This window comes from Pseudomonas sp. CGJS7 (assembly GCF_036961695.1).
Genome location: NZ_JBAMDI010000103.1, coordinates 1 through 26,395, shown reverse-complemented (window position 1 = coordinate 26,395; position 26,395 = coordinate 1). Strand labels below are relative to the sequence as shown.

Genomic DNA, 26,395 nt, shown 5'->3' with positions numbered 1-26,395 from the left:
TTACGCGGCGAGTGAGGCAGAAAAACGATAGCCCGCGCCGCGCACGGTCTGGACCATGCCGTCCAGACGGTGCGGTTCCAGGGTCTTGCGCAGGCGGCGGATGTGCACGTCGACGGTGCGTTCTTCGACGTAGACGCTGCCGCCCCAGACGTGATCGAGCAACTGGGTGCGCGAGTAGACGCGTTCGGGGTGGGTCATGAAGAAGTGCAGCAGGCGGTATTCGGTCGGGCCGATCTGGACCGGCTGGTCGCCGCCTTCGCCTTGTGCGAAGACGCGGTGGGCGGCGCCGTCGATGCGCAGCGGGCCGACGCCGACGCTGCCGTCTTCGTCGTCCTCGCGCGAGCGGCGCAGCACGGCGCGGATCCGCGCCAGCAGTTCGCGCGCCGAGAACGGCTTGACCACGTAGTCGTCCACGCCGGCTTCCAGGCCGCCGACGCGGTCGTTCTCTTCGCCGCGCGCGGTCAGCATGATGATCGGAATCTCGCGGGTCAGCGATTCCTTGCGCCAGCGCCGGGCCAGTTCCAGGCCGCTGGTGCCCGGGAGCATCCAGTCGAGCAGGATCAGGTCCGGCACGCGGTCGGCGATGGCGGCCTGGGCCTCGCGGGCATCGCCGGCGTGGACCGGGTCGTATTCGCCCTTGCGCAGGGCGAAGGACACCATGTCGCGGATGGCGGGCTCGTCTTCAACAATCAGGATGCGCTTCTGCACACGGTCACCGAGGGGGAGGCGGAAAGGGTTCGTCCTTGAAACCGCGCCAGTACACTACCGTTTTGTGACTACTCCATGACATAGGACGGGCGGCATGATCGGCTTTGTGATGTCGCGCCAGTGTCGCGGCACATCCGTACGCCGCCAGCTGTGGCGGGGTTCTGCCGGGGTTGGGCGCGTTTTCGCCGCCGTTGGCTGCCTTATCGGCGCTGGCTGAGTTTGGCGGGGAGGTTACATGCCGATGGCAGTGGGGTGCCGGTGGCTGCGCGGGTTTGCGGCGGTGGGGTGGCGATACCGCCAAAATTTGCCAAGTTCGAAAACGGGCGGGGCTCGGTTGCGACAGATTGGTGTCGGGACGGGCAAGAGCAAATCCCCCCTGGCCCCCCTTTTTCAAAGGGGGGAATGCTTCGGGTGGGAGGCGTGGCGCGTGAAATGTCGCCCCCTTTGCAAAAGGGGGCGGGCGCCTTGCGCAGGGTGGCTGCAGACGAACCCGGCGGCGCAGGGGGATTTGCCCGGCAGCCTACTGCCGCTTCAAATCCTCATCCCGCACCCCTTGCCGCTTCAGCTCCAACACCGTCGGCGTAATCGCCGCGATCCGAGCCTCGATCCGCGCCCGGGCGTAGTAATCCAAGTCCGGCTTGCGCTTGAGCGTATTGAGCTGAACCAGCGCCTGCTCCGGCCGCCCGCGCAGATACGCGGCTTCCGCATACGCCTCACCCGCGCGGATCGAATCGCCAGCGATCTCACAGGCGCGGGCGAAGGTCTGCTGCAGCAGCGGATCGTCGCTGAACGCGCCGAACAGCGGCCGCAGGATCGCCTGCGCGCGCTGGCCGGCGGCGGCGGTGTTGCGGTCGGTCAGCACCTTGGCGTAAGTCAAGGCGATGGCGCGGTTGTTCGGGGTCTGGCGCAGCAGGGCCTCGAAGCGGCTGTCGGCGGCGGCGGTCTTGCCGGCCTGGGCTTCGGCTTCGCCCAGCGCCAGGCTCAGCCACAACTGGCCGGGATGCTTCTGCAGCAGTTCGGTCAGGCTGGCGATGGCCGCGCCGGACTGATTCGCGCGCAGCCGCGCCAAGGCCAGGCCGTACCGCTGGGCGTCGCTGTCGCCGCTCATCTTTTCGTATTCGCGCACCGCCTCGCGCGGCGAGTTGGCGCTGAGCACCCGGACCCGCTCGCGGGCGAACTCGAACACGCCGGTGCCGCCGGAACTGAGCGCCTGATCGTTGAGCTTCAGGCCGCTGGGCAGCAACGGGTTGTCGGTGCCGGCCGCGCTCGGCGGCAGGGTGAACGGCGCCTTGGGAATGCGCTCGACCCGGGTCGCGTTAGGGGTGGAGGTGACCGCGGTGACGCTGTTCTTGTTGGCCAGTTGTTCGGCGCGCTCTTTGGCTTCGCTGATGCGGGTGGTGGTGACCGGATGGGTCATCAGATAGTCCGGCGTTTCGCCGTACCAATTGGCCGCGTTGCTGCGCGAAACCACCTGCATGCGCTGGAAGAAATCGGCCATCGCGGTGGTGTCGTAGTTGCTGCGCGACAGAGTCTGGATGCCGATCCGGTCGGCTTCGGATTCGTTGGAGCGGGTGTAGTTGATCTGGCGCTGCTGCATCAGGCCCAGGCCGGAGGTGATCGCGGCCATGGTCGCGTCGTCGCTGGAATTGCCGCCGGCGCCTTGCGCGGCGACGATCGCGCCGAGCATCGCCAACAGGATCGGCAACTGATCGCGCTGCGCGCGTTCCACCCCGCGCAGCACGTGCTGCTGGGTGACGTGGGCGATTTCGTGCGAGATCACCGCGGCGACCTCGTCTTCCTTTTCGGCGGTGAGCACCAGCCCGGAGTTGACGCCGATGTAGCCGCCGAGGGTGGCGAAGGCGTTGATCTGGCGCTCGCGCAGCATGAAGAAGGTGAAAGGCTGGCGCGGCTTGTCGCTGTTGGCGGCCAGGCGCGTGCCCAGGGTGTCGAGCCAACTGTCGATCAGCGGGTCTTCCAGCAGATAGTCGTAGTGGCGCAACTGCGCCAGCATCATCGAGCCGTACTCGCGCTGTTTGGCCGGCGTGAGCAATTCCGCCGCCGAAGAGCCGATATCGGGCAGCTTGTTTTCCTGCGCCTGCGCGCAGGCGCTGCCGAGGGCGAAGGTGACGGCGGCGGTGAGCAGGGCGATGCGGCGCAAGCGGTGATTCCTCGGGTCGAACGGGCGATGCGGAGGGCGAGCAGGGAACGCGCCGGCCTGGATGAAGCGTGTTCGGTTGCAACGTGCCGCGGGCGCGAACGGGGTCGCCGCGCCGGTCGAAGGTTGCCGCCCGGATACGGCAACGGCTGCGGCGGCTTCCAGCATAGCGGTGGCAGGATGCCGCCGGCGGCGATCGGCGGCGTGAACCTGCCGTTAACCCGGCCATCGCTGCGTACCCCGATACCGCGACCCGACGCGGGCGTACTGCCGCGCAACGGACTGCGTTCCACCGGCGCGCTTTAAACTGTCCGCCAGCGCGCCCATATTCGACCGCGACCCCATCCCGAAGTTTCCGGCAGGAGAACCGTTTTGAGCGACACCGCCCCCCAGACGCCGCCGATCGTGATCTATACCACCGCGATCTGCCCGTATTGCGTCGCCGCCAAGAATTTCCTCAAGAGCAAGGGCCAGACCTGGAGCGAGGTGCGGATCGATCTGGACCCGGCCGAGCGCGAGAAGATGATCGCCAAGACCCGCCGCACCAGCGTGCCGCAGATCTTCATCGGCGAGACTCACGTCGGCGGCTACGACGACATGATGGCGCTGCACCGCGCCGGCGGCCTGGAGCCGTTGCTGGCGGCGGGCGCGGCATGAGCGGCGCCGACGACAGCGCCGGCCAGGGCGAAAGCGACCGCGTCGCCGAGTTCACCGCGTTCCGCAAGCGCATGAACGAGCGCATCCTGGCCGAACCGAACCAGGTCGTGCGGCGTTTCTTCGCCCTCGACACCCAGACCTACCAGCCCGGCGCGCTGGACCTGAAGACCAAGGAGCTACTGGGCCTGGTCGCCTCGATGGTGCTGCGCTGCGACGACTGCATCAGCTACCACGTCGCCCAGTGCAAGCAGGCCGGGGTCAACCGCGACGAGATGTTCGAAGCGTTCTCGGTGGGTCTGGTGGTCGGCGGCTCGATCGTGATCCCGCACCTGCGCCGGGCGGTGGATTTCCTCGACAAGCTCGAACAGGGCGAATCGGCGGCGCCCGCCGCCCACGACCACGGCTGACCGCCCCAGGGCCCCCTGTAGGAGCGGCGCGAGCCGCGACCGCGACACCGCACCCACGACGAAACCCTTGCGTGCCCGGGCAACACGGGTCTCGCGATTGGAAAAGACGCAGGCGAGCCGGCTTGCGTCATGGCGTCATTGGCGTTGTCGCGGCTCGCGCCGCTCCTGCAGGGGGCGGTTGCGGCAGCGCCGAGGCTTGTCCGAATCGGGCCGATCGCCCCGATTCCTGACTGCCAGGCCCGGTCCCAATACGGCCGCGAATGCAGGCCGCAGCCGCTTCCGGCATAATTACGGGGCTAACGCTCACACTTTTGCGCGCTGCGCCCGCGGTGCGCGCGCCCCAACGCTGGAAGAATTCCCTCATGACGCAAACCATTACGGTCATCCGTGGCGACGGCATCGGCCCCGAGATCATGGACGCCACCCTGCACGTGCTCGACGCGATGAACGTCGGCCTGAGCTACGAGTTCGCCGACGCCGGCCTGGTGGCGATGGAAAAGCACGGCGAGTTGCTGCCGGCCGCGACCCTGGATTCGATCCGCAAGACCCGCATCGCGCTCAAGAGCCCGCTGACCACGCCGGTCGGCGAGGGCTTCAGCTCGATCAACGTCGAACTGCGCAAGCGCTTCGACCTGTACGCCAACGTGCGTCCGGCCAAGTCGTTCCCGAACACCAAGTCGCGCTTCCCGACCGGCGTGGACCTGATCACGGTGCGCGAGAACACCGAAGGCGCCTACATCGGCGAAGGCCAGTCGCTGTCGGAAGACGGCGAGACCGCGCTGCTGACCCAGAAGATCACCCGCCGCGGCTCCGAGCGCATCGTCCGCTACGCCTTCGATCTGGCCCGCAAGACCGGCCGCAAGAAGGTCACCGTGGTGCACAAGGCCAACATCCTCAAGTCGACCTCGGGCCTGTTCCTGAAGACCGCGCGCGAAGTGGCGCAGCAGTATCCGGACATCCAGTGCAACGAGATGATCGTCGACAACACCTGCATGCAGTTGGTGATGCGTCCGGAGCAGTTCGACATCATCGTCACCACCAACCTGTTCGGCGACATCATCTCCGACCTGTGCGCCGGTCTGGTCGGCGGCCTGGGCCTGGCCCCGGGCGCCAACATCGGCACCGACGCGGCGATCTTCGAAGCCGTGCACGGCTCGGCGCCGGACATCGCCGGCAAGGGCATCGCCAATCCGTGCGCGCTGCTGTTGGGCGCGGCGCAGATGCTCGACCATATCGGCCAGCCGGAGAAGGCGACCAAGCTGCGCGAGGCGATCGTCGCCACGCTGGAAGCCAAGGATTCGCTGACCCCGGACCTGGGCGGCGAGGGCAATACGATGTCGTTCGCCAAGGCGATCGCGAGCCGCGCTGCGGCTTGAGGTTGCGGCCATCGCTGAAGACACGACGGGGCGCCTTCGGGCGCCCTGTTTGTTTTCGGGCGAGCGGCAAAGCAAATCCCCCGGCGCAGTTGGGTTTGTCTGAAGCGCGCTGGCGTAGGCGCCAGCCCCCTTTTTCAAAGGGGGCGCCGGTTCGCGCCGCCGTTCGTTCCAGCCGTTGCGCCCTTACCGCTGCCGTTCCCCCCTTTGAAAAAGGGGGGGGCTAGGGGGGGATTTGCTCCAGCCCCGAGGAAACCCACCCCACCCCGAGCTAGCATCCATGCCCACACAGCATTCCACCCCCAGCACTCGACAACCGTGATGCTGCACTGCAAAATCGCCCAGTTTTCGAATCCATTCGGATGAAGCGATGAATCAACCCTCCCGCCCCGGCGCGCCGCTGTCCCCCAGCGGGCTCGCGCTGACGCCGCTGCTGCTGTTCCTGGCGCTGTTCTTCGGCGCCGGGCTGTACTTCACCGCGCACGGCGACGCGATGGGCTTCTATCAACTGCACGCGCCGGTGGCGATCCTGCCGGCGCTGGCGCTGGCCGCGTTCATCGCCTGGCGGCGCGGGATCAAGCCGCTGGAGACGCTGCTCAACGGCATGGGCGACCACAACGTCGTGCTGATGTGCCTGATCTTCCTGCTCGCCGGCGGTTTCGTCGAAGTGTCCAAGGCGATCGGCGCGGTCGATGCGATCGTCTCGCTCGGCGTCGGCAACGTGCATCCGGCGCTGTTGCTGCCGGCGTTGTTCGTGGTCGCCGGGTTCATCTCGATGTCGCTGGGCACCTCGATGGGCACCATCGCCGCGGTCGCGCCGATCGCGCTGGGCGTGTCCGATGCCTCCGGCCTGGATCGCGCGCTGGTGCTCGGCGCGGTGATCGGCGGCGCCACCTTCGGCGACAACCTGTCGGTGATCTCCGACACCGCCATCGTCGCCAGCCGCACCCAGGGCTGCACGATGCGGGAGAAGTTCCGCGAGAACCTCAAGCTGGCGGTGCCGGCCGCGCTGGCCACCCTGGTGCTGCTGGGCTTCCTCGGCGAAACCGCGCCGGTGCAGACGCCCGATCCGGTGTCGCCGTGGCTGATCCTGCCGTATCTGATCGTGCTCGGCCTGGCCATCGCCGGCGTCGACGTGATCATCGTGCTCAGCCTCGGCCTGGTGGTCGCAGGCCTGTTCGGGGTGTTCTTCGCCGAGGACTTCGGCTTCGCCGCGTACACCAGCCATATCTGGGACGGCTTCGAGAGCATGGTCGAGATCACCTTGCTGTCGCTGCTGGTCGGTGGCCTGGGCGCGCTGATGAAAGCGGCCGGCGGATTGGCCTGGCTGGCGCAGGTGATCGGCAAGTTCGCTCGCGGCCATCGCAGCCGGCGCGCGGGCGAGATCAGCATCGCCGCGTTGTCGGCGACCACCGATGTGTTCACCGCCAACAACACCGTGGCGATTCTGATCAGCGGCGGCCTGGCCCGCGATGTCGCCCAGCAGCACGGCGTGCCGCCGGCGCGCGCGGCCAGCGTGCTCGATATCTTCGCTTGCGTGACCCAGGGCGTGCTGCCCTACGGTGCGCAGATTCTGTTGGCGGCGTCGTTGAGCAAGGTCTCGCCGTTGGCTCTGGTCGGCAACGTGCACTACAGCTGGTTGCTGGGCGGGGTGACGATCGTGGCGATGTTGTGGCCTTCGCGGAAGGCCAAGTCGGTCGAGGCTGCCGCGTAGTCCCTTGAGGGATACGCGCCGAAGGCGCGGAATGCGACCCTGCTGAAACCGCGAAAAAAAGCCCGGCGCCGCCGGGCTTTTTAGTACCTGCCGAGAATCGCAAGCGCGTTTGGATCAGGCCGGTTGCGCCGCGCCGATCCGCGAGCGGCGGAACAAATAGGTTTCGCCGAACGCCAGCATCGGTTTTTCCAGCCAGCGGTAGGAGATCAGGCTGAAGACGATGCAGGCGCTTATCGCGGCGATCAGCGACAGCTCGTGCATCCACGGCGTCACCCCGCCGCGCCAATAGCGGCTGACCCCGAAGATGATCAGCGAGTGCGACAGATACAGCGAGTAAGAAGCGTCGCCGAGCGCGGTCAGGAACTTGGGTATCCGTAAGCCGCCGGCATGCCGTTCCCAGGCCGCCATTCCCAGCACGATCAAGGCGCTGGCAGGCCCGTACAACAGCGCTCTGAGCGCACCGGCGCCGGCGAGTTCGCCGATGTGGCGGGTGATCGCGAAACTGGCCAGCAGTGCGACCGCGCCGAGCGCCGCGCAGCCCGGCGCGAGCGCTTTCGGGAAGCGATGGACGTACAAACCGATCATCGCGCCGGCGATGAATTCCCAGGTCAACGGACTGGCCACCACCGTCAGCCAAGGCGATGTTTGGACCGGCGCGAGCAGATAGATCGCCGTCGTCAACGCGCCCCAGCCGAGCAGGAAGGCGGGGACCCTGCGCTCCGGGACGAAGGCGATGGCGAGCGCGCCGACCAGATAGAAATACAGTTCGTGGATCAGGGTCCAGCCGACCGCGAGCATCGGCCCCTTGGCCTGCGGCAGTAGCAGGAACGACATGACGATTTCGTTGGCGTCGTGGGTGGCGCTGGGAATGCCGCGGCTGACCATGATCGCGGCGATCAGGACGCAGGTGTAGATCCAGTAGATCGGAAATATGCGCCAGGCGCGGCGCAAGGCGAAGCGGCGCGCCTCGGCGGGCGATTGGTAGCGCCCGCGCGCGACGGTGACCATGACGAAACCGGAAATGACGAAGAACAGATCCACGCCGCCGAAGGCGTAACGGAAAAATTCCGGCAGCAACGCATTGCCCTGGCCGGCGTGTTGTTCCATCTGCGAGAAATGCAACAGCACCACCAACATCGCGGCGACCGCGCGCAGCATCTGGATCGATGAAAACAGCGGCTTGGCAGGCCCTGTCGAAACACTGCCATTGAATGTATTTTTTTGTGCCATTTACTCGCCTAAATTGTGTAAGTACCTGCCAGCGCTGGGATTTTTAGAGCTGGCGGATTCTAGGGCAGGCAAGATCGGCAAACACGAGTGGTTACACTTCCAAACGCAAACGGACAAAGTCGGTATCGATTGGCGGCATCGAGTTCCGCGATGACGTCACAGTTCGATGCGCGCGCTCTTCGGCGAACTCGCGAGCGCATGCGCTCCAATCGCCGCTTCGATCTTCGAGCGCGTCGAGTGAGTGGTTGTTGCGGCAGGCGCACGCCGCGGTGTCGAGGCGTGCGTGGGTGAGCCGCGCGGGGGCTTACTTGCGCGCTTTGCTCGGTGCGTCGATCGACAAGGCCTGCCCCGGCTTGAGCACGCTGTTGGCATTCAAGCCATTGCGCTTGAGCAACTCAGCGGCGCCGATGCCGTAGCGCTTGGCGATGGTCCAGGCGTTCTCGCCGCGGCCGACGGTGTGGCGGCGCGGTGCGGCGGCGGCTTTGGCCGATTTCGAGTTCTTCGCGTCGGCGCGGCCGCCGGCCGATTTGGACGCAGCCAGCGGCTCGCCTTGGCCATCGCTCTTGCCGGTTTGCGCATCGGCTTGGGCCAGCGTTTTCGTCGACGCTTTATCCTCGCGCGCCGATTCCGGGTTGGCCGGCAACTCGCCGCTGGCCAGCGCGACATCGGCCGCGCTCGGCCCGGGCGCGCCGATCGCTTCGGCGGCCACCGCCAACAGCGGCGCGCGCTGGCCGCCGTTGCGGCCGATGCGGCCGTTGCCGAAGGCCGGGTTCAAACGCAGCAGGCGGGCGGAATCCTGGTCGGTGCGCGCGGCCCATTCGCCGATGCTGTCGATTTCCGCCGGCACGCTGACCGCGACCAGCCGCGGCACCGGCCGGTCCAGCGCGGCCAGCCATTCGGCGCGGTCGTCGGCTTGTTCCATCAGGCACGACAACGCGTGCAGCTTGCGCACGTAGGCGGTGGTGATGTCGGACAGGCCGGTGAGTTGATCGTGGCGGGCGTCGGCGATGTCGACGCCGGCGCGTTTGATCGCGTTGAACACCCGGTATTCGCCGGCGTTGTAGGCCATCACCGCCAGCCGCCAGTCGCCGCCGAACATGCCGTGCAAGGTCTTCAGATAACGCACCGCGGCGGCGGTGGATTCCACCGGCGACATCCGGCCGTCGTAGCCCTCGCGCATCGGCACGCGGTGATTGCGCGCGGTGATCGCGATCATCTGCCACAGCCCGGCCGGACCGCTGGCGCTGCGCGCGCCGGGGCGGTAGCCGCTTTCGACGAACGGGATCAGCGCGTATTCGGTCGGCAAGCTGGCTTCGCGCAGCGCGTCGACCACATAGCCGAACAGCGGCAGCAGGTCGTCGTCCTGACTGGCCAGGCGCTTGGGCGCGGTGGCGAAATGCTGGCGCCAGCGGGCGCTGACCCCGGGCTCGCAGGTCTTGTCGGCCAGGCCGTCGCGGAAGCGCTGGTAGATCTCGCGGCCGTTGCGGGTCGGGCCGCTGTCGTTGGATGCGTCGGCGGCCGGCGGCGCGGCCAGCGTCGCCTGCTCGGCGGCGGACACGGGCACCGCGACGCTCAGGCACAGCGCGGCGGCCAGAGCGGCCAGCAGCGGACGGCGGGCGGCGCTGCGCGGGGCGTGCGGCCGCCTCACGCGCGGAATCCGTCCTTCCAGCGCCGCAGTTCGGCGAAGGTTTCGACCTCATCGGCGGCCTCGCGGCCCAGGCGGTGGGCCACGGCGCGGATCACCCCGGGCTGGCGGGTACGCAGGAACGGGTTGGTCTGGCGCTCTTCGGCGATCGAGCTGGGCAGGGTGGGGCGTCCGGCATCGCGCATGGCCTGGGCCTGTTCGGTGCGGCGCCGCAGCGCCGGGTTGTCGGGTTCGACCACGCCGGCGAAGGCGGCGTTGGCCAGGGTGTACTCGTGCCCGCAGCAGACCCGGGTGTCCTCGGGCAGGGCGGCCAGGCGGGTCAGCGAGGCCAGCATCTGGGCGGGCGTACCTTCGAACAGGCGGCCACAGCCCAGGCTGAACAAGGTGTCGCCGGTGAACACGATCCGTTCGCTGGCCCGTCCGCCGCGCTCCAGGTAATAGGCGATGTGGCTGCGGGTGTGGCCGGGGACGGCCAGGACCTCGAAGGTCCAGCCGTCGACGTGGATCTTGACCCCGTCGCCGACCTGGGCGGTGGCGCTGACGATGCGGCCGTCCTGCGGCGCGAACACCGGGATGTTCGGCCAGCGCTCGCGCAGCGCCGGGACCGCGCCGATATGGTCGTCGTGGTGGTGGGTCAGCAGGATCCCGACCGGGCGCAGCCCGTGCGCGGCCGCGGCCAGCACCGGCGCGGCGTCGCCCGGATCGACGATCAGCGCGGCTTCGTCGTCGCCCGACAAGGCCCAGATGTAGTTGTCGCTGAGGGCGGGCAGGGCGAGCAACCGCATTGTCTGGACTCCTGGCTGTCGCCCGGCGAGCGCGCTCGCTTGGCAGTAGGCTGGTTGCTCGCAGCGGGTCGTGGATTGGATCCGGCCGCGGCAGGACTATGCTCTAACTTGTCCCGATCCCCGATTCCGGGCTCTACCGAGACGCGACCATGCCCGCCCTGTCCCACGGACGTCAACCCGATCACGATTCCAGCCAGGCCCTGCGCTGGTTCGGCGAGGTCGCCGGTCACGGTCTGCTGGACGTGGAGGCGGCGGCGATGGCGCGGGTGTTGGCGGTCAGCCCGACCCTGCCGTGGGCTTGGTTCGGGGTCGCCGCGGCCTCGCCGCCGGACGGGCGCGGGGTGGCGCTGCGCCGCAGCCGCGATGGCTTCGACGGCCCGCTGCGCTGCCGCCTGCCGCTGCCGCTGGCCAGCGAGGCCTTCGGCGCGGTGCTGCTGCAGCACGTGTTCGACGACGGCGCCGATCCGCGGCCGCTGCTGAGCGAATGCGCGCGCATTCTGGCCCCGGGCGGCCGCCTGTGGCTGGCCACGCTGAACCCGTGGAGCCCGTACCGCCTGCGTTGGGCCCGCAGCGGCCTGCACGCCCGCGACGCCGGCCATTGGCAGGCGATGCTGCGCGCGTCCGGGTTCGCCTCCGATCCGGTCAGCCTGCAATGGCTGGGCCCGCGTTGGCGGATGGCGCACGGCGAAGCCGGAGTCGGCGCGGCCGATGTGGTCCGCGCCGGTCTCGCCCTGAGCCTGACCAAGCGCGTGCACGCGGCGATTCCGCCCACCCGCCTGTTGCAACTGCGCTGGCAGACCGGGCTGGTGCCGCGCGACGCCGCCGCCCACCGCGGCGCCAGCGCCGCGCGCAGCGGTCCCGCTCAGGACGAAGAGAAGCAGCGATAATGCGCGGCCGTTCCAGCGAGTAGCCGTTGCGTGACCCCTCAAGGCGAAGACAAGACCGTAGACATCCACACCGACGGCGCCTGCCTCGGCAATCCGGGCCCCGGCGGCTGGGCCGCGCTGCTGCGCTACAAAGGCCACGAGCGCGAACTGTCCGGCGGCGAAGCCGACACCACCAACAACCGGATGGAGCTGATGGGCGCGATCATGGGCCTGGAAGCGCTCAGCGAACCCTGCCAGGTGGTGCTGACCACCGACTCGCAGTACGTGCGCAAGGGCATCACCGAGTGGATCGGCAACTGGGCCCGGCGCGGCTGGAAAACCGCCGGCGGCGATCCGGTCAAGAACCGCGATCTGTGGGAGCGCCTGCACGCGGCCAGCCAGCGCCATCGGATCGAATGGAAGTGGGTCAAGGGCCATTCGGGCAATCCGGAGAACGAGCGGGTGGACACGCTGGCGCGGCTGCAAGCCGAGCGGCTGCGTCCTTACCGGCCGTAAATCCGCCGGCCAGCGGCAATGGCGACCGATCCCGGCCGCCGCGCCCGTGCCCCACGCTTCGCCCGGCGGGCGCTTTTACTCGCCCGCCGCGCTTCTGAGACAATCGCCGCATGCGTCAAATCATTCTCGATACCGAAACCACCGGCCTGAGCTGGGAACGCGGCAACCGGGTGGTCGAAATCGGCTGCGTGGAATTCGTCGAACGCCGCCCGACCGGCCGCCACTATCACCAGTACATCAAGCCCGACTGCGATTTCGAAGCCGGCGCGCAGGAAGTCACCGGCTTGTCGTTGGAGCGTCTGGCCAACGAGCCGCGGATGGAACAGATCGTCGATGAATTCCTCGAATTCATCCGCGGCGCCGAGCTGATCATCCACAACGCCGCCTTCGACGTCGGCTTCCTCAACAACGAGCTGTCGATCTGCGGCGCGCAGTACGGCAAGTTGGCCGATCACGTCCCCAACATCGAAGACTCGCTGTTGCTGGCGCGCCAGCGTTACCCCGGCCAGCGCAATTCGCTGGACGCGTTGTGCAAACGCCTGGGCGTGGACAACTCGCATCGCCAGTTGCACGGCGCGCTGCTCGACGCCCAGTTGCTGGGCGAGGTCTACATCGGCCTGACCTCGGGCCAGGAAGAGATCGGCTTCGGCGATCCCAACGGCGCCGGTGCGCAGGTGCAGGCGGTCCAGTATCAGGTCGACGTCAACGCGCAGCGGCCGCGGGTGATCGTGTTGGCCGATGAGCTGGCCGCGCATCAGGCGCGCTTGGAGAAGCTGCGCAAGAAGGCCGGCAAGTGCGTGTGGGATCTGTCCGAGCCGTTGCCGGTTGCGCAGGCGGTCGAGGCCTGAGTCGGGCGGTTGCGCCGGCGTTCGCGGTTGCGTGTACAGGTAGCCGCCGAAGCTCCGTTAGCTACCTGTAGGAGCGGCGCAAGCCGCGACCGCGAATCGACACCCATTGCGTCACCGGCATGCGCCTGGGGCCGGCCAAGAGCGACTTCGCTCGTATCGATGCGATTGGAAAAAATTAGACAGAAATAAATTTGTCGAATTCCGCGGCCCAACCGCGCCTCAGTGGCTGCGCACCAACACCACGGTGACATTGTCCGAACCGCCGCCGTCCAGCGCCGCGGCGACCAGCGAATCCACGCATTCCTGCGCGCTGCAGTCGTTGTGCGCCAGCACCCGGGCGATGCTGCGGTCGTCGACTTCCTCGGTCAGCCCGTCGCTGCACAGCAACAGCTGCATGCCCGGGCGCAGTTCGCCGGTCATGGTTTCCACGTTGAGGTTGCGCGGGTCGGTGACGCCCAGCGCCTGGGTGACCACGTTGCGGTGCGGGTGGCTGCGCGCTTGTTCGTGGGTGATCGCGCCGTTGGCGATCAGCTCCTGCACGTAGCTGTGGTCCTGCGAGAGCTGGGCCAGGTGGCCGTCGCGCCACAGATAGACCCGGCTGTCGCCGACCCAGGCCACTTCGAAGCGGCTGCCGTTGATGCGCGCGGCGACCACGGTGGTGCCCATCGGCAAGGCGTCGTTGCGCCGGCGCGAGGTGCGGATGATTTCTTCGTCGGCGATGCGGATCGCCTGCGCCAACGCGGTCCCGCCGCGGACCTCGCGGACGATGGTCTCGCGCGCCAGCGCGCTGGCGACTTCGCCGTATTCGTGTCCGCCCATGCCGTCGGCGACCAGCCACAGGCCGAGTTCGCTGTCACCGTAATAGGTGTCTTCGTTGAGTTCGCGGCGCAGGCCGACGTGCGTGAGGTGTCCGAATTCGATCATCTGCCGGTCATGCCATTCGCGTCGTCGGGTTTGCCATTGCTGTAACGGAATCATCGCGACCGAACGGCCGTGGAGCAAGAAAACGTGATCCTCATGCGAATTCATGCATGAGCATCGATGAAGATCGCGTGTGCGCCAGGTCGCTTGCGCGCCCGCGCCGGTCCTTCGACGATGCCTTGCTCCCCCAAGCGCGTATCGGTATCGCCGAAGCCAGACTCGCTCAATCTAACCAAACCGCCGATGAAGGGCGGTGCGCCGGCCGGTTCGGGTTTTGCGCCTGCTTGCCCGGCGCGGGCGACGACCCGTTCCCGACCCTGGCGTACTGACCGCGCGGCGAGCGCCCGAACGCCAAAAACACAACGGGCCCGCGAGGGGCCCGTTGTGCGTATCTGGCGGAGAGGGGGGGATTCGAACCCCCGGTACGCTATAAACGTACGCCTGATTTCGAGTCAGGTACATTCAACCACTCTGCCACCTCTCCGGGTGCAGTGAGCCGCGAATGATACGGGCTGAACCGGCCGACCACAAGCGGCCGTGGCCCGGCCGCCGCCGGTCCGGCCGCCAGGATTGCGCAAGCGCCCGCTTCGGCCGGGTCGGCGCGAGCGCGGCGGGGCTACACTAGCTGCCCCCTTCGCAAACCACGGCTGCGCCCCATGTCCGAAATCCAGGTCCCGGTGTCCTTTGGCGAATTGCTCGACAAGATCGCGATCCTGCAGATCAAGTCCGAGCGCATGACCGACGAAGCCAAGCTGACCAACGTGCGCAACGAGCTGACCGCGCTGGAGCGGACCTGGCTGGCGCATCCGGCCGCCGGCAACGACATCGTCCGCCTGCGCGCCGAGCTCAAGGCGGTCAACGAGCGCCTGTGGGTGATCGAGGACGACATCCGGATCAAGGAAAAGGCGCAGGAGTTCGACGCCGAGTTCATCCGTCTGGCGCGTTCGGTCTACGTCGAGAACGACGTGCGCGCGCGGGTCAAGAAAGAGATCAACCTGGCCCTGGGCTCGACCTACGTGGAAGAGAAGTCCTACCAGGACTACGGCACCGGCGCGTTCTGAGCCGCCGCGCCGCAACCGTCGGGGAGGACGGGCGATGGCCGAAGCCAAACCACGCGCCGGCGCGTGGCTGTACGACGATCTGCTCGCCTGGCTGTGCCCGGGCGGGCTGCTGCTGACCGCGCTGGCGCTGCGCCATCCGGCCGGCCTGCACTTGCTGCGCGAACAGGCCCCGGAGCTGACCTTGCCGACCTGGTTCGCCGGGGCGTACGCGCTGGGTCTGGCGCTCAGCCCGATCGGCCGGCTGATTTACGGCATCGCCCAGGGCATCGTCTGGCCGCGTTTGCGCCGCGCCTGGGCGCCGGCGATCGAATTTCTCTCGGCCCGATTGGAGCGCAGCGAGGGCTTGGTGTTGCCGAGCGCCGCGCAGATGTCGACCTCGGTCTTCCACGACGTCGACCGGCGCATGCGCGAGTATCTGGAGGCTGCCGATCCGTCCTCGCGCCACACCCTCAATCGGATGAAGGTGCTGTGCAGTCTGGCCTGCAACGCGGCCGCGGCCTGCCTGGTGTTCGTCGCCGTCGACGGCCTCACCGGCGGTTACGCGGACTGGACCGCGGGCCGGGTCGGGGTGGCGGCGCTGGTGATCGCGCTGGCGCTGATCGCGGCGGTGTATCGCGAACGTCGCCGCCAGCGCACGCAGTTGTCGATCTGGCGGCGCTTGCGGATCGAGGGCGAGGGCGGTTGATGCCGCGGCTCGCCCTGTGGGATTGAGCGAGCGGCGCGCCGCGCTCGGCTAAGCGCGAGCCGCGCTCAGTTCGCGTCGCTTGGGTTCGCGCGAAAACGTTCGTACAGCGCGGTGTGCAACTGCGCCGGATCGCTCGACGCCGGCGGCTCGGGCAACTGCTCCCACGAGCGCGCCGCGAATTCGATGCCGAAGGCCCGCAGGTCGGCGGCATAACCGGCGAAGGCTTCGTCGTCGTCGAACACCCGGTCGCCGATCAACGCTTCCACCAGCCCGCGGCCTTGCAGCAACGAGAACTGCCCCTCGTTGTCGAACTTCACGATCGGCGCATCGACCAGCGCCGCGTGCCCGGGGCCGTGCCAATAGCCGAACAGGTTGCTCTGGTCGTCCTCGACGAAAAAGCTGACGAACTCGCACACGCCGTCGATGGCGCGGATATTGGCGGCGATGTCCGGATCGGCCAGTTCCTGAGGGCTCATGTAGCTGGCCGGATCGAGCAGGGTCGGCGCATCGTCCGGATCGATCAAGCGATAGCCGACATCCGCCAGGGTTTCAGCGAAATTCGAGTCGCCGGTCTCGCGCAGCCGCAGCAGTGCGGCCAGATCGGCCGGGGCGGGGCCGTAGCGGTGTTCCAGTGTCGCCAGGGGCATAACACTTCCTTGTAGTTGGGTGGTTCAGAGCGCCGCGCGCAACTCGTCGCGCACGTCCATCAAGGCGAAGCCGAGCAGGTTCAGGCCTTGCCAGCCCTGCGGCCGGGTCGCATCCGGGTGATCGGCGGCCAGACCGATGCCCCATACCGGATCGACGGGGCTGGCTTCGACCAGTATCCGTTCGCCGGTCGCGAGCAGGAATTCGGTCAAAGCCGGATTCTGGCCGAACTTGGCTCGATTGCCGGCGACAACGATCTCGAAGCGGTGTGCGCGCCACCGCGCTTCATCGAAGCCTGCGATTTTGCGTCCCAGCGCCTTGACCTGGGCGGGATCGTCGCTGGCCACGATCTTCGCGCGGATGGCGTCGTCGCCGAACAGGCGCGCCTTGCCGGCCATCATCCAGTGTTCCGCGGTCGCATAACGCTGACCATCGATTTCGAACGACGCGGGATACCACTGGCTGAAACAGCTCTTGCCGATCTTGCCGGGCGTGCTGCGATGGCCCCAGAAGCACAGATAGTCAAATGCCGCGCCGTTGCCCAGCGCAGTGTTCAATTCATCCAGCGAGCGCGGGCGGGGTGGGGTGTTCATGGATGCGTCCTTGCGAAGATGCGGGTGAAACCCGGGGGCGGCCGAGGTCAGTTCGAGAGATGGTCGGCCACATAGCGTTCGAACGCAGCGACGCCGTCCTCGACCGAGATCAAGTCCATCACCCCGTCGTGTTCGATCTTGGTGCCCCAGGCGATCTCAGCGGCGGACTTGCCCAGGTACTTGCGCGCGGCGTCGTCGTAGCGATCGGCGCAGTAGCGGCGGTCGCTGTAGGGGCCGCTGCGCGCCGGGTTGCTGGCCGCGTGCAGGCCCAGCACCTTGGTGCCCATGGCGTTGGCGATGTGCATCGGGCCGGAGTCCGGGGTCATCAGCAATTGCCCGCGTTCCAGCAGCGCCGGCAATTGCTTGAGCGTGTCCTTGCCGACCAGGTCCAGCGCCGGGTGCTTCATCGCCGCCAGGATCGCGTCGGTGGTGTCGCGTTCGAGTTGGCTGCGTCCGCCGCACAGCACCACCCGCCAGCCGCGCTGGGCGGCGTGGTCGGCGACGGCGGCGTAGCGTTCGCTGCGCCAATTGCGCAGGGTGTGGCTGGAGCAGGGCGAGATCAGCAGGGTCGGCACCTCGTCTTGCGGCCACTGCGCGCGCGCCCAGGCGCGCGCCTCATCGGGCACCGGCAGATCCCAGACCACCTCGGTCTGGCGCAGGCCGAGCGGCTCGCAGAAGCTGCCGATGGCGTCGAGCACGTGGATGCCGGGGCGGTCGGGGATGCGTTCGTTGACGAACAAGCCGTGCAAGTCCTTGGAACGCGAGCGGTCGTAGCCGACCCGGCGTCGCGCCGGCACGAACGCCGAGAGCAGATTGGCGCGCGCGGCCACCTGCATCTGCAGCAACACGTCGAAGCGTCCGCCGGGCAGCGCCCGGTCGCGCAAGGCGCGGCCCAGCGCGCGCATCCCGGCCAGGCCGCTTTTCTTGTCGTATTCGAGGAAATCCACGCCTTCCAGCCCGTCCAGCAGGCGCCGCTCGCCTTTGCCGATCAGCCACAGGATCGAGGCCTGCGGCCGCGCCTTGCGCAAGGTGCGCACCAGCGGCACGACGTGGGTGACATCGCCCAGCGCCGACAGGCGCAACAGGCAGATCGAAGGTGAGACGCTGAGAGGCGATTGGGTCACGTGACTTGTTAGACTCGGGCGGATGACCGGTTATGACGCCGCCGAGGGACTGACGCCGTACCGCGACGATAGCGGTTACGGTGCGATTTTGTTCGACCGCGGCCGGGTCCAGCAAGCCGCGCCGGAATGGTTCTCGCCCGCGCATTGGGGCGAAAAGGCGCGGCCGGTCGACAGCGGCGGCCGCGGCGGCGCCTGGTTCGTCGACGCGCCGTTCGGCCAGGCGGTGTTGCGGCGCTATTTGCGCGGCGGTCTGGTCGCGCGCTTCAACCGCGACCGCTACTGGTGGCAGGGCGCCAACGCCACCCGCAGCTTCGCCGAGTTCCGCCTGACCCGCGAGATGGCGCGCAAGGGCGTGCCGGTGCCGACGCCGATCGCCGCGTGGTACCGGCGCGACGGTCTGCATTACTACGCCGCGATCCTGATCGAGCGCTTGAACGGCGTGCGTTCGCTGGCCGATCGCGCCGCGGTCGCCGGCGACGGCGCGCCGTGGGAGGAGGCCGGCCGGCTGATCGCGCGCTGCCATCGCGCCGGCCTGGACCATGCCGACCTCAACGCCACCAATCTGCTGTTCGACACCTCCGGACGCGGCTGGGTGATCGACCTGGACCGCGGCGCGATCCGGATTCCGGCCACCGCCTGGCGCGAACGCAACCTGGCCCGATTGCTGCGCTCGCTGCTGAAATTGCGCGGCGCGCGCCCCCCGGCCGAGGTCGAACGCGATTTCGCCCGTTTGCGCACGGCCTATGACCGCGCCTGGGAACGTGGTTACTAAGAGAAGACTAACGAGCGCTCGAAAGGGGACGGGATGACTTGGCAGCTGCGTCTGCACGGTGTCGGCAATGCGTCGGCGGTGGAATTGGGCTCGGCGATGGCGACCCTGGAACGCGACGGCGAGCCCTGGCTCACCGTCGACTGCGGCGGCGAGGGCCTGACCGCGTTCCTGGCCCATTACGGGCACATGCCCGAGGCCTTGTTCCTCACCCACGCGCACATGGACCACATCGCCGGTTTCGAGCGGCTGTTCGTCGCGCATTACTTCGATGAGGCCCGCCGCGGCAAACCGCGGCTGTACGTGCCGGCGCCGATCGTGCCCTTGCTGCAGCAGCGGGTGGCCGACTACCCCAATGTGCTGGCCGAGGGCGGGGTGAATTTCTGGGACGCCTTCCAGCTGATCCCGGTCAGCGGCCATTTCTGGCACCGCGGCCTGCGCCTGGAGGTGTTCGCCACCCGCCACCACTGGCCCGACACCTCCTTCGGCCTGCGCCTGCCCGGCAGCGCGGTCTGGACCGGCGACACCCGGCCGATCCCGGAAGCGCTGGCCAAATACGCCGACCAGGGCGAGCTGATCGCCCACGACTGCGCCTTGCACGGCAACCCCTCGCACAGCGGGATCGAGGATCTGGAGCGCGAATACCCGCCCGCGCTACTGAACCGCTGCCTGCTTTACCACTACGCCAGCGCCGAGGAGGGCGACGCCCTGGCCGCGCGGGGGTATCGTGTCGGCAGGCCCGGCGAGGTCGTCGACCTCGCCGAACCCAACGTCCCCCAGGTGCCGACCGCTTGAGAGCCCCCGCGTGAACGCCGTGCCCGCTCCATCGCCGATGCCGCTGCCGCTGGATCGGCAGGGCCGGCCGTTGCGCGACCTGCGTTTGTCGGTGATCGAGGCCTGCAATTTCCGCTGCCCGTACTGCATGCCGGCCGAGCGGGTGCCCGACGACTACGGCCTGGACGCGGCGGCGCGGCTGAGTTTCGATGAGATCGAGACGCTGGTGCGCGGCTTCGTCCGCATCGGCGTCAGCAAGCTGCGCCTGACCGGCGGCGAACCCTTGCTGCGCAAGCGCCTGCCCGAGCTGATCGAGCGGCTGGCGCGGATCGAGGGCCTGGACGATCTGGCCCTGACCACCAACGGCTCGCTGCTGGCGCGCCAGGCCCGCGCATTGCGCCAGGCCGGCCTGCGCCGCTTGACCGTGAGCCTGGACGCGCTCGACCCGGAACGGTTCCGGCGCTTGTCCGGCGGCCGTGGCGAAGTCGCCGAGGTGCTGGCCGGGATCGAAGCCGCGCACGCGGCCGGTTTCGAATCGTTGAAGATCAACTGCGTGATCCAGCGCGGCCTCAACGAGGATCAAGTCTTGCCGCTGGCCGAGCACTTCCGCGGCAGCGGCCATGTGCTGCGTTTCATCGAATACATGGACGTGGGCAACTGCAACGGCTGGAGCGCGCAGGGCGTGGTGACCTCGCAGGAGTTGCGCGACCGCCTGCACGCGCGCTGGCCGCTGCGCGCGCTCGACGCCAACTACCGCGGCGAAGTCGCCTCGCGCTACGCCTATGCCGACGGCCAGGGCGAGATCGGTTTCGTGTCGTCGATCAGCGCGCCGTTCTGCGGCGACTGCCATCGCTCGCGGGTGTCCGCCGACGGCCGCCTCTTCACCTGTCTGTTCGCCGCCGACGGCACCGACCTGCGGCCGGAGCTGGTCCACGGCGAAGCCGCCTTCGCCCAGCACCTGAGCGAACTGTGGTCGCGCCGCAACGACCGCTACAGCGAGCTGCGTGCGATGGACGCGCCGCGTTCCAAGCGGCACGTGGAAATGTTCCTGATCGGCGGATGATCGCCCTCAAGCCCCTCTCCCGTTCACGGGAGAGGGGTTGGGGTGAGGGCCGCTCTCACGCATGACGCCAGAATCTCTCGCCGCCACCGGCTTCACCACGATCCCCACCGCGGTATCGGCCGAGGCCCTGTCCGCGATCCTCGCCCAACCGCAAATCGCCGCCGAAACCGACGCCGACGCCGGCACCCGCGACCTGCTCGAACATTCCTGGTGCCGCGACCTGGCCGCGTTCTTGCGCGAGCGCCTGCAAACCGCGCACTGGCTGCCGGCGGATGCGCTGGCCGTGCAATGCACGCTGTTCCGCAAAAGCGGCGCCGGCAACTGGAAAGTCGCCTTGCATCAGGACTTGTCGATCCCGGTCGCGCAGCGAATCGAACACCCGGCCCTGCGCGGCTGGTCGAGCAAGCAGGGCGTGCATTTCGTGCAACCGCCGGTGGCGACGCTGGAGCGGCTGCTCGCGGTGCGTTTGCACCTGGACCCTTGCGGCGAAGGCGACGGCCCGCTGCGGGTGGTGCCCGCTTCGCATCGCCATGGGCGGCTGAGCCCGGCGCGTTCGCAAGCCTTGCGCGATGCTCACGGCGAGACCGAATGCACCGCGCGGCCGGGCGATCTGCTTATCATGCGACCGTTGTTGCTGCATGCCTCGTCCAAGGCCGCCGCGCCGTCCGGACGCAGGCGCGTCCTGCATTTTCTGTTCGGCCCGGCCGACCCCGGGTACGGACTGCGTTGGAGTACCGCGATTTGAAATCCCGAGCGTCCCTGACCCATATCGACCGCGACGGCCGCCCGGCCATGGTCGACGTGTCCGCCAAGCCGGTCACCGCGCGCGCGGCGGTGGCGCAATGCCGGGTGCGTTTCCCCGCGCCGGTCGCCGCGCAACTGCGCGCCAGCGGGCTGCGCAGCAAGAAAGGCGCGGTGATCGACACCGCGATCATCGCCGGCACCCTGGCGGTCAAGCGCACCCACGAGCTGATTCCGTTCTGCCACCCGCTGCCGATCGACGGCTGCCGCTTCGCCATCGATTGGCACGGCGACAACGCGCTGAACATCGAATGCGAAGTCCGCACCACCCATCGCACCGGCGTGGAAATGGAAGCGCTGACCGGCGCGACGGTGGCGGCGCTCACCGTTTACGACATGTGCAAGGCCTTGTCGCACGCGATCGTGCTGGGGCCGGCGAAGTTGCTGGGCAAGCGCGGCGGCAAACGCGATTTCGGTCTGGACGATGCGCCGGCGCCGGCCAAGCCGGCCGCGGCGAAGTCCAAGCGGGGCGCGCGCGCATGAGCCGGCTCACCGTGTTGTATTTCGCCAGCCTGCGCGATGCCGCCGGCGTGGCCAGCGAATCGGTCGAGGCCAGCGATGCCGATCTGCGCGCGCTGTACGAAGCCTTGCGCGTGCGCCACGGTTTCGTGCTGCCGGCCGAGCGCCTGCGGGTCGCCGTCGACGGCGCGTTCGCGCATTGGACCGATGCGCCGCGCGCCGGCAGCGAAGTTGCCTTCATTCCGCCGGTTTCGGGAGGCTGAACGATGCGACGATTCGCCTTGTCCGACACCGAGTTCCAGATCGCCCCGTTGCGCGAAGAACTGCTCAGCGCCCACGCCGGCGCTTACGCCAGTTTCGAGGGCTGGGTGCGCGATCACCACGACGGCCGCGCCGTCGCCGGTTTGCGTTACGAAAGCTACGCCACCCTGGCTCAGGCCGAGGGCGAGAAGATTCTCGATGAAGCACTGCAACGCTTCGCCATCGTCGATGCGCGCTGCGTGCACCGGGTCGGCGACTTGGCCATCGGCGAACTCGCGGTGTGGGTCGGCGTCAGCGCCGCGCACCGCGACGCCGCGTTCGCCGCCTGTCGTTTCATCATCGATGAGACCAAGGGGCGGGTGCCGATCTGGAAGCGCGAGCGTTATGCCGATGGCGAGGCGGATTGGTTGCATCCGGAGCCGCCGGCTTCGACATGAAGGATCGGTTTGGAATCTGAGGCAGGGATGCGATGACCCGAGGTCAAAGCGAATTGATGGCGATCCTTAGCGCGGCACTGGTGCCGGCGTTTGGATTGGGCGTGGCTCAAGTGTTGGGCGATCGCACGGTCGAGCCGGATCTGGGAACGATCCTGGCTTGGGCTTGCCTCTCGTTCCTGGTGACCTTGCCGATCACGGCGGCCGTGTGGGGTTCGGCGGTGCAGTTGCTGGATCGCTTCGGTTGGGTCAATGCGTTCACCGCGTCGTTGGCAGGGGCGTCGGTCGGAGCGCTTGTATCGCTGGCGTTTACCTATCCGGCCCTGGATCTATCGCCGGGGCGTTTGCTCTGGAGCGGTCTGGGCATGTTGTCGGGACTGACGTTCTGGCTAGTGCGGAAATTACCGGCGAAGTAGGCGGCTGTTGTGGCTCCAGCCGGGATCGCCGCGCGTCAGCGCCCCGACCGCAGGGCACATGAAGCGATCCCCGCTTTGCGGTAGCGTCGATCCCCACATCGATCCGACGGAAGTCCCCATGCTCCGCTCGCTCAGTCTGTGCGTTTTGCTTTGCGCCTCGGTGCCCGCGCTGTCGGGCGAGATTTTGGTCGGCAACAAATCCGCCGACACCGTCTGGCGCGTGTCGCTGGAAGACGGCCGCAAACTCGGCGAATTCCCGACCAACACCGGCCCGCACGAAATCGTGGTCAGCCACGACGGCGCCACCGCGCTGGTCGCCAACTACGGAAACGGCGAAAAGCCCGGCAACACCCTCAGCGTGCTGGACCTGCGCGGCGGCGCGGCGCCGCGGATCATCGAGTTGGGCGAGCACGGCCGCCCGCACGGTCTGCGCTTCCTGCCCGGCGACCGCGAAGCGCTCGCCACCACCGAAGCCTCGCGGCATCTGCTGCGCGTGGACATCGCCAGCGGCAAGCTCGTCGCCGAAATAGCGCTGGGCGAGGGCAAGGGCCACATGGTCGCGGTCGCCTCCGACGGCAAGACCGCCTACGTGACCAAGGTCGACCGCGGCACCGTCAGCCGCATCGATCTGACCCGCAACGCCAAGACCGATGAAGTCGACGCCGGCGCGGGCGCGGAAGGCGTCGCGGTGCGCCCCGGCAGCGGCGAGGTCTGGGTCAGCAATCGCGAAGCCGGCAGCGTCACCGTGCACGATCCGCGCACGCTGGCGATCCGCCACACCTTGCCCAGCCCCGGCTTCCCGATCCGGGTCGCGTTCACCGCCGACGGCCGCCAGGCGCTGGTGAGCAATGCGCGTGCGGCGACCCTGTCGGTGTTCGACGCCAAGCGCAAGAAATCCGTGGCCACGGTCGAATTGACCCGGGTCGATGCGCAGTACCGCGACACCATGCTCGGCCGTGCGGCCTTGCCGATCGGCGTGATCGCCGACCCCAAGCGGCCGCGGGTGTACGTGGCGATCAGCGGCGGCGATGAGATCGCGGTGATCGACCGCAAGAGCTGGAAGCCGGTCGCGCATTGGAAGACCGGGCGCGAGCCGGATGCGCTGGCCTTGTCGCCGGACGGGCGGTGAGCGCAGCCGCGCAGGCAGGGCGACATCCGCGGCCCAAAAAGGCGGCGGCCCCGCAAGCGTGACTCCGGCGCCCGAATCAGTCGATACCGTTGCTGCCTTCCGGCCCTGGCGGGGTTTTCAACCTATCGTCGCGGAGGCGCCAACGGGGCCACCATGGATCGGCATGCGCGCCTGAGCGGCATGCGCCCTGGATCGCTCCAGAGGGGCGGCATTCTGCCTGAAAGCCGGCCCGAGGCGCAAACCCGGCGCGCGCCAGGCTTGCGCGGCCGCCTGGAAAGGGCCGTCGTGGCGGCCGCGGCCAAGGATTTCGGCGGGTTCTGCGCGAAGCCCGGACGCGGGCAGGGCGCCGGCGGCAGGCCAAACAGCAATTCGAAACATGTCCCACCGCGCGAGAGGTTTAGCATCCGAGCATGCGCATCGCCGTCCTTTCCGACATCCATGGCAACCTCGCCGCGCTCGACGCGGTGCGGGCCGATATCGAGCGCCGCGGCGCCGACCTTATCGTCGATCTGGGCGATCTGTTGTCGGGCCCGCTGCAGGTCGCCGAAACCGCCGACCGTTTGATCGCGCTGGGCTGGCCGACCATCGCCGGCAATCACGAGCGGCAAGTGCTCAACGACCCGCCCGAGCGCATGAGCGAATCCGACCGCCACGCCGTCGCCCACTTGCGCGCGGATCAGCGCGAATGGCTGCGCAAGCTGCCGGCGAGTCTGCGTTTGAGCGATGAGGTGTTGATGGTGCACGGCACCCCGCGCAGCGACCTGGAGTGTTTCATCGAAACCATCGACGCCGCCGGCATCCGCGCAGCCAGCGCGGCCGAAGCGGCCGAGCGCTTGGGCGACACCGATGCGCGGCTGATCCTGTGCGGCCACACCCATGTGCCGCGCAGCCTGCGGCTGGACGACGGCCGCTTGATCGTCAATCCCGGCAGCGTCGGCCTGCAGGCCTACAGCGGCGAGCATCCGCATCCGCACCGGGTCGAAAACCATTCGCCGCATGCGCGTTACGCCATCGTCGAGCGCCACGACGACGGCGTGTGGACGGCGGAGCTGTTGGCCGTGGACTACGACTGGGACGCCGCCGCCGCGCTGGCCTTGCGCAACGGCCGCCCGGATTGGGCGCGGGCCTTGGCCACCGGGCGGGTTTGAGCGGGCGGCGCGACGCTAAGCCGTCGCGCCGCCGCCGATCACAACTGCACCAGGAACTTGTCCATCGGGTAGTTGAGCGTGTGGCATTGCTCGAACATCAACCGATCGCGATTTTTGCTGGCATACGACTCATGCTTGCCCATCAGCTGGCACGACTGCCACTTCACATACGGCATGTCGCCGTTGAACGGGCGGTACACCACCGGCACCGAGGGCGGGCCGATGTGGCTCTGGAACGAACGCGCCGCGTCGGTGCAGGCGATGAAGGTGATGTTGCCGTTGGCCGCGTCCCAGCCGCAGCTCATCAGCTTGCTCTTGACGTGACGGATCTCGAAGCGCACGCCCATCACCAGCAAGGTCTTGACCGTATTGTTGTGCGGGCCCGGCGGCAAATCGAAGAACACCGACGGCGTGTCCACGTCCTCGTTGCATTGGATCCACGAGCCGCCGTAGACGTTGACGTAACCGCCGCGGGCGAAGCGCAGCAAGGTGCCGCTGCGGTATTCGAACTTGCAATCGCGGAACCAGAAATTCAGGAACTGGTCCTGCTGGCTGATGCTCGGGGTCATGCCCGAATGCAGGAAGGCATCGCCGATCACCACATCGTTGGCCAGGTGGCAGCGGTTGAACGACCACTCCGAGTTGAGATTGGAATCGCTGGGCCCGTCGAGCCCGATCACCCGATTCCACGGGCCGCGCCATTCCACGTCGTCGAAGGCGAAATCCTGATTGGTGCCCTGCGAAACCGAGGCCCAGCAATACAGCCAGTTCAGGCCCGGACGGGTGGCGCGGAAACTGATCTCGCGCACGCGGAACTGGCGCAGGCGCCCGTGAGCGGTCAACAGATTGTTGGCGAACGCGTCGCCGCCGCCGGCGACCGCATCGAACACGATCTCCGAGCTGCGCTTGCCCTGGCCTTCGATCACATAACCGTTGACCTTCTTCTTGATGTCGCCCTTGGGCAACAGCGCATCGGCCTTGGTGACGCGGTAGACGCCGGCGGGGAAGTACAGATGATGGGTCAGCCAGCCGTTGCTGTTGACCGAGGCCAGCACCGCATCGCGCGCTTTGACGATCGCGGCGGTGTCGTCGGCGCTGCCGTTGCCGAGCGCGCCGTAGTCCTTGACGTTGATCCGGCCCAGGTTGGGATCGGGATCGGCGAGGGCGCCCGCCGCGAACGCGCGGTCGCGGCGCGGCGGCGGCGCGCC

30 protein-coding genes, 1 tRNA gene and 1 other RNA gene are annotated in these 26,395 nt (G+C 68.2%); 20 read left to right on the top strand and 12 right to left on the bottom strand.

The genetic code is table 11. From position 1 onward, the window contains the following. Together phoB and V7787_RS39340 are read right to left on the bottom strand one after the other, a co-directional pair. Nucleotides 1–708, bottom strand: a complete 708-nt coding sequence (gene phoB, locus V7787_RS39345) for a phosphate regulon transcriptional regulator PhoB (protein WP_057942314.1) — start codon at nt 706–708, stop codon at nt 1–3. 520 nt (nt 709–1,228) lie between these two features. After that, a complete protein-coding gene (locus V7787_RS39340; RefSeq protein WP_336093026.1) occupies nt 1,229–2,866 on the bottom strand; it encodes a M48 family metalloprotease in 1,638 nt (545 codons plus the stop codon). 369 nt (nt 2,867–3,235) lie between these two features. On the opposite strand from V7787_RS39340, the gene grxC reads away from it, so the two are divergent. The 4 genes from grxC to V7787_RS39320 all read left to right on the top strand — a co-directional run bounded on the left by grxC (nt 3,236) and on the right by V7787_RS39320 (nt 7,014). Then, nucleotides 3,236–3,520: a glutaredoxin 3 gene (gene grxC, locus V7787_RS39335; protein WP_336093025.1), complete on the top strand. Its 285-nt coding sequence runs from the start codon at nt 3,236–3,238 to the stop codon at nt 3,518–3,520. Then, entirely contained in the window at nt 3,517–3,927 is a 411-nt protein-coding gene (locus tag V7787_RS39330) for a carboxymuconolactone decarboxylase family protein (RefSeq protein ID WP_336093024.1), read from the top strand. Before grxC ends, V7787_RS39330 begins: the two co-directional genes overlap by 4 nt. Nucleotides 3,928–4,289: 362 nt before the next feature. After that, nucleotides 4,290–5,303, top strand: coding sequence for an isocitrate dehydrogenase (locus tag V7787_RS39325; RefSeq protein ID WP_336093023.1), 1,014 nt, complete (start codon nt 4,290–4,292; stop codon nt 5,301–5,303). A 367-nt stretch (nt 5,304–5,670) separates the two neighbouring features. Continuing rightward, nucleotides 5,671–7,014, top strand: a complete 1,344-nt coding sequence (locus V7787_RS39320) for a Na+/H+ antiporter NhaC family protein (RefSeq protein ID WP_336093022.1) — start codon at nt 5,671–5,673, stop codon at nt 7,012–7,014. A 114-nt stretch (nt 7,015–7,128) separates the two neighbouring features. Here V7787_RS39320 and V7787_RS39315 read toward each other — a convergent pair whose 3' ends face one another. The 3 genes from V7787_RS39315 to gloB all read right to left on the bottom strand — a co-directional run bounded on the left by V7787_RS39315 (nt 7,129) and on the right by gloB (nt 10,674). Continuing rightward, entirely contained in the window at nt 7,129–8,244 is a 1,116-nt protein-coding gene (locus V7787_RS39315) for an acyltransferase family protein (protein ID WP_336093021.1), read from the bottom strand. Nucleotides 8,245–8,548: 304 nt separating this feature from the next. Further along, on the bottom strand, nt 8,549–9,892 hold the full coding sequence (locus V7787_RS39310; protein ID WP_336093020.1) for a lytic transglycosylase domain-containing protein: 1,344 nt from the start codon (nt 9,890–9,892) through the stop codon (nt 8,549–8,551). Further along, nucleotides 9,889–10,674 (bottom strand): hydroxyacylglutathione hydrolase, encoded by a 786-nt coding sequence (gloB, locus tag V7787_RS39305; protein ID WP_336093019.1) that lies wholly within the window; start codon nt 10,672–10,674, stop codon nt 9,889–9,891. The genes V7787_RS39310 and gloB overlap by 4 nt, the downstream gene beginning before the upstream one ends. 149 nt (nt 10,675–10,823) lie before the next feature. Between gloB and V7787_RS39300 the strand changes: the two genes are divergently transcribed. The 3 genes from V7787_RS39300 (at nt 10,824) to dnaQ (ending at nt 12,904) form a co-directional block, all read left to right on the top strand. Next, nucleotides 10,824–11,561 (top strand): methyltransferase domain-containing protein, encoded by a 738-nt coding sequence (locus V7787_RS39300; RefSeq protein ID WP_336093018.1) that lies wholly within the window; start codon nt 10,824–10,826, stop codon nt 11,559–11,561. Nucleotides 11,562–11,591: 30 nt separating this feature from the next. Next, the gene (gene rnhA / locus V7787_RS39295; protein WP_336093017.1) at nt 11,592–12,056 is read left to right on the top strand and encodes a ribonuclease HI; all 465 of its coding nucleotides are present in this window, start codon (nt 11,592–11,594) and stop codon (nt 12,054–12,056) included. Nucleotides 12,057–12,166: 110 nt separating this feature from the next. Beyond that, a complete protein-coding gene (dnaQ, locus tag V7787_RS39290) occupies nt 12,167–12,904 on the top strand; it encodes a DNA polymerase III subunit epsilon (protein ID WP_336093016.1) in 738 nt (245 codons plus the stop codon). Between the two features lie 219 nt (nt 12,905–13,123). On the opposite strand, the gene V7787_RS39285 is transcribed toward dnaQ, so the two are convergent. Continuing rightward, nucleotides 13,124–13,933 (bottom strand): PP2C family protein-serine/threonine phosphatase, encoded by an 810-nt coding sequence (locus V7787_RS39285; protein WP_336093015.1) that lies wholly within the window; start codon nt 13,931–13,933, stop codon nt 13,124–13,126. A gap of 2 nt (nt 13,934–13,935) precedes the next feature. Here V7787_RS39285 and V7787_RS39280 point away from each other — a divergent pair, with 2 nt between their 5' ends. After that, the gene (locus V7787_RS39280) at nt 13,936–14,154 is read left to right on the top strand and encodes a hypothetical protein (RefSeq protein ID WP_336093014.1); all 219 of its coding nucleotides are present in this window, start codon (nt 13,936–13,938) and stop codon (nt 14,152–14,154) included. 64 nt (nt 14,155–14,218) lie between these two features. Here V7787_RS39280 and V7787_RS39275 read toward each other — a convergent pair. Then, nucleotides 14,219–14,309, bottom strand: a tRNA-Ser gene (locus tag V7787_RS39275). A gap of 172 nt (nt 14,310–14,481) precedes the next feature. Between V7787_RS39275 and V7787_RS39270 the strand changes: the two genes are divergently transcribed. Both V7787_RS39270 and V7787_RS39265 read left to right on the top strand, forming a co-directional pair. Beyond that, complete coding sequence (locus V7787_RS39270; protein ID WP_336093013.1) at nt 14,482–14,886, top strand: DUF6165 family protein; 405 nt, start codon at nt 14,482–14,484, stop codon at nt 14,884–14,886. 34 nt (nt 14,887–14,920) lie between these two features. Next, nucleotides 14,921–15,571, top strand: coding sequence for a hypothetical protein (locus V7787_RS39265; RefSeq protein WP_336093012.1), 651 nt, complete (start codon nt 14,921–14,923; stop codon nt 15,569–15,571). 65 nt (nt 15,572–15,636) lie between these two features. Here V7787_RS39265 and V7787_RS39260 read toward each other — a convergent pair whose 3' ends face one another. Genes V7787_RS39260 through V7787_RS39250 form a run of 3 tightly spaced genes read right to left on the bottom strand, consistent with a single transcriptional unit; the run spans nt 15,637 to nt 17,933 of the window. After that, complete coding sequence (locus V7787_RS39260) at nt 15,637–16,218, bottom strand: hypothetical protein (protein ID WP_336093011.1); 582 nt, start codon at nt 16,216–16,218, stop codon at nt 15,637–15,639. Between the two features lie 24 nt (nt 16,219–16,242). Continuing rightward, a complete protein-coding gene (locus V7787_RS39255; protein WP_336093010.1) occupies nt 16,243–16,809 on the bottom strand; it encodes an NADAR family protein in 567 nt (188 codons plus the stop codon). A 47-nt stretch (nt 16,810–16,856) separates the two neighbouring features. After that, the gene (locus V7787_RS39250; protein ID WP_336093008.1) at nt 16,857–17,933 is read right to left on the bottom strand and encodes a glycosyltransferase family 9 protein; all 1,077 of its coding nucleotides are present in this window, start codon (nt 17,931–17,933) and stop codon (nt 16,857–16,859) included. A gap of 22 nt (nt 17,934–17,955) precedes the next feature. Here V7787_RS39250 and V7787_RS39245 point away from each other — a divergent pair, with 22 nt between their 5' ends. The 9 genes from V7787_RS39245 to V7787_RS39205 all read left to right on the top strand — a co-directional run bounded on the left by V7787_RS39245 (nt 17,956) and on the right by V7787_RS39205 (nt 24,039). Further along, the gene (locus V7787_RS39245) at nt 17,956–18,705 is read left to right on the top strand and encodes a 3-deoxy-D-manno-octulosonic acid kinase (protein WP_336093007.1); all 750 of its coding nucleotides are present in this window, start codon (nt 17,956–17,958) and stop codon (nt 18,703–18,705) included. A gap of 33 nt (nt 18,706–18,738) precedes the next feature. Beyond that, complete coding sequence (locus V7787_RS39240; RefSeq protein ID WP_336093005.1) at nt 18,739–19,497, top strand: MBL fold metallo-hydrolase; 759 nt, start codon at nt 18,739–18,741, stop codon at nt 19,495–19,497. Nucleotides 19,498–19,507: 10 nt separating this feature from the next. Beyond that, nucleotides 19,508–20,539 (top strand): GTP 3',8-cyclase MoaA, encoded by a 1,032-nt coding sequence (moaA, locus tag V7787_RS39235; protein ID WP_336093003.1) that lies wholly within the window; start codon nt 19,508–19,510, stop codon nt 20,537–20,539. A 61-nt stretch (nt 20,540–20,600) separates the two neighbouring features. Further along, nucleotides 20,601–21,284 (top strand): phytanoyl-CoA dioxygenase family protein, encoded by a 684-nt coding sequence (locus tag V7787_RS39230; RefSeq protein WP_336093001.1) that lies wholly within the window; start codon nt 20,601–20,603, stop codon nt 21,282–21,284. Next, on the top strand, nt 21,281–21,823 hold the full coding sequence (gene moaC / locus V7787_RS39225; protein WP_336092999.1) for a cyclic pyranopterin monophosphate synthase MoaC: 543 nt from the start codon (nt 21,281–21,283) through the stop codon (nt 21,821–21,823). Before V7787_RS39230 ends, moaC begins: the two co-directional genes overlap by 4 nt. Further along, entirely contained in the window at nt 21,820–22,062 is a 243-nt protein-coding gene (locus tag V7787_RS39220) for a MoaD/ThiS family protein (RefSeq protein ID WP_336092997.1), read from the top strand. The genes moaC and V7787_RS39220 overlap by 4 nt, the downstream gene beginning before the upstream one ends. A 3-nt stretch (nt 22,063–22,065) precedes the next feature. Continuing rightward, complete coding sequence (locus V7787_RS39215) at nt 22,066–22,497, top strand: molybdenum cofactor biosynthesis protein MoaE (protein ID WP_336092995.1); 432 nt, start codon at nt 22,066–22,068, stop codon at nt 22,495–22,497. A 32-nt stretch (nt 22,498–22,529) separates the two neighbouring features. Beyond that, nucleotides 22,530–22,910, top strand: a complete 381-nt coding sequence (locus tag V7787_RS39210; RefSeq protein WP_336092993.1) for a hypothetical protein — start codon at nt 22,530–22,532, stop codon at nt 22,908–22,910. A 118-nt stretch (nt 22,911–23,028) separates the two neighbouring features. Then, nucleotides 23,029–24,039 (top strand): YVTN family beta-propeller repeat protein, encoded by a 1,011-nt coding sequence (locus V7787_RS39205; RefSeq protein ID WP_336092992.1) that lies wholly within the window; start codon nt 23,029–23,031, stop codon nt 24,037–24,039. Between the two features lie 48 nt (nt 24,040–24,087). On the opposite strand, the gene ffs is transcribed toward V7787_RS39205, so the two are convergent. Continuing rightward, nucleotides 24,088–24,184: signal recognition particle sRNA small type (gene ffs, locus V7787_RS39200), an RNA gene on the bottom strand. Between the two features lie 265 nt (nt 24,185–24,449). On the opposite strand from ffs, the gene V7787_RS39195 reads away from it, so the two are divergent. Next, a complete protein-coding gene (locus V7787_RS39195) occupies nt 24,450–25,187 on the top strand; it encodes a metallophosphoesterase family protein (RefSeq protein WP_336092990.1) in 738 nt (245 codons plus the stop codon). A gap of 38 nt (nt 25,188–25,225) precedes the next feature. Here the strand turns inward: V7787_RS39195 and V7787_RS39190 are convergent. After that, a partial coding sequence (locus V7787_RS39190; protein ID WP_336092989.1) for a glycosyl hydrolase family 28-related protein occupies nt 25,226–26,395 on the bottom strand: 1,170 nt, incomplete at its 5' end.

Coding starts and splice junctions, on each gene's coding strand:
- V7787_RS39330 (WP_336093024.1), top strand. CDS start 3,517: ATGAGCGGCGCCGACGACAGCGCCGGCCAGGGCGAAAGCGACCGCGTC.
- V7787_RS39325 (WP_336093023.1), top strand. CDS start 4,290: ATGACGCAAACCATTACGGTCATCCGTGGCGACGGCATCGGCCCCGAG.
- V7787_RS39320 (WP_336093022.1), top strand. CDS start 5,671: ATGAATCAACCCTCCCGCCCCGGCGCGCCGCTGTCCCCCAGCGGGCTC.
- V7787_RS39315 (WP_336093021.1), bottom strand. CDS start 8,244: ATGGCACAAAAAAATACATTCAATGGCAGTGTTTCGACAGGGCCTGCC.
- gloB (WP_336093019.1), bottom strand. CDS start 10,674: ATGCGGTTGCTCGCCCTGCCCGCCCTCAGCGACAACTACATCTGGGCC.
- V7787_RS39300 (WP_336093018.1), top strand. CDS start 10,824: ATGCCCGCCCTGTCCCACGGACGTCAACCCGATCACGATTCCAGCCAG.
- dnaQ (WP_336093016.1), top strand. CDS start 12,167: ATGCGTCAAATCATTCTCGATACCGAAACCACCGGCCTGAGCTGGGAA.
- V7787_RS39285 (WP_336093015.1), bottom strand. CDS start 13,933: ATGAATTCGCATGAGGATCACGTTTTCTTGCTCCACGGCCGTTCGGTC.
- V7787_RS39280 (WP_336093014.1), top strand. CDS start 13,936: ATGAGCATCGATGAAGATCGCGTGTGCGCCAGGTCGCTTGCGCGCCCG.
- V7787_RS39270 (WP_336093013.1), top strand. CDS start 14,482: ATGTCCGAAATCCAGGTCCCGGTGTCCTTTGGCGAATTGCTCGACAAG.
- V7787_RS39265 (WP_336093012.1), top strand. CDS start 14,921: ATGGCCGAAGCCAAACCACGCGCCGGCGCGTGGCTGTACGACGATCTG.
- V7787_RS39260 (WP_336093011.1), bottom strand. CDS start 16,218: ATGCCCCTGGCGACACTGGAACACCGCTACGGCCCCGCCCCGGCCGAT.
- V7787_RS39255 (WP_336093010.1), bottom strand. CDS start 16,809: ATGAACACCCCACCCCGCCCGCGCTCGCTGGATGAATTGAACACTGCG.
- V7787_RS39245 (WP_336093007.1), top strand. CDS start 17,956: ATGACCGGTTATGACGCCGCCGAGGGACTGACGCCGTACCGCGACGAT.
- V7787_RS39240 (WP_336093005.1), top strand. CDS start 18,739: ATGACTTGGCAGCTGCGTCTGCACGGTGTCGGCAATGCGTCGGCGGTG.
- V7787_RS39230 (WP_336093001.1), top strand. CDS start 20,601: ATGACGCCAGAATCTCTCGCCGCCACCGGCTTCACCACGATCCCCACC.
- V7787_RS39220 (WP_336092997.1), top strand. CDS start 21,820: ATGAGCCGGCTCACCGTGTTGTATTTCGCCAGCCTGCGCGATGCCGCC.
- V7787_RS39215 (WP_336092995.1), top strand. CDS start 22,066: ATGCGACGATTCGCCTTGTCCGACACCGAGTTCCAGATCGCCCCGTTG.
- V7787_RS39210 (WP_336092993.1), top strand. CDS start 22,530: ATGACCCGAGGTCAAAGCGAATTGATGGCGATCCTTAGCGCGGCACTG.
- V7787_RS39205 (WP_336092992.1), top strand. CDS start 23,029: ATGCTCCGCTCGCTCAGTCTGTGCGTTTTGCTTTGCGCCTCGGTGCCC.
- V7787_RS39195 (WP_336092990.1), top strand. CDS start 24,450: ATGCGCATCGCCGTCCTTTCCGACATCCATGGCAACCTCGCCGCGCTC.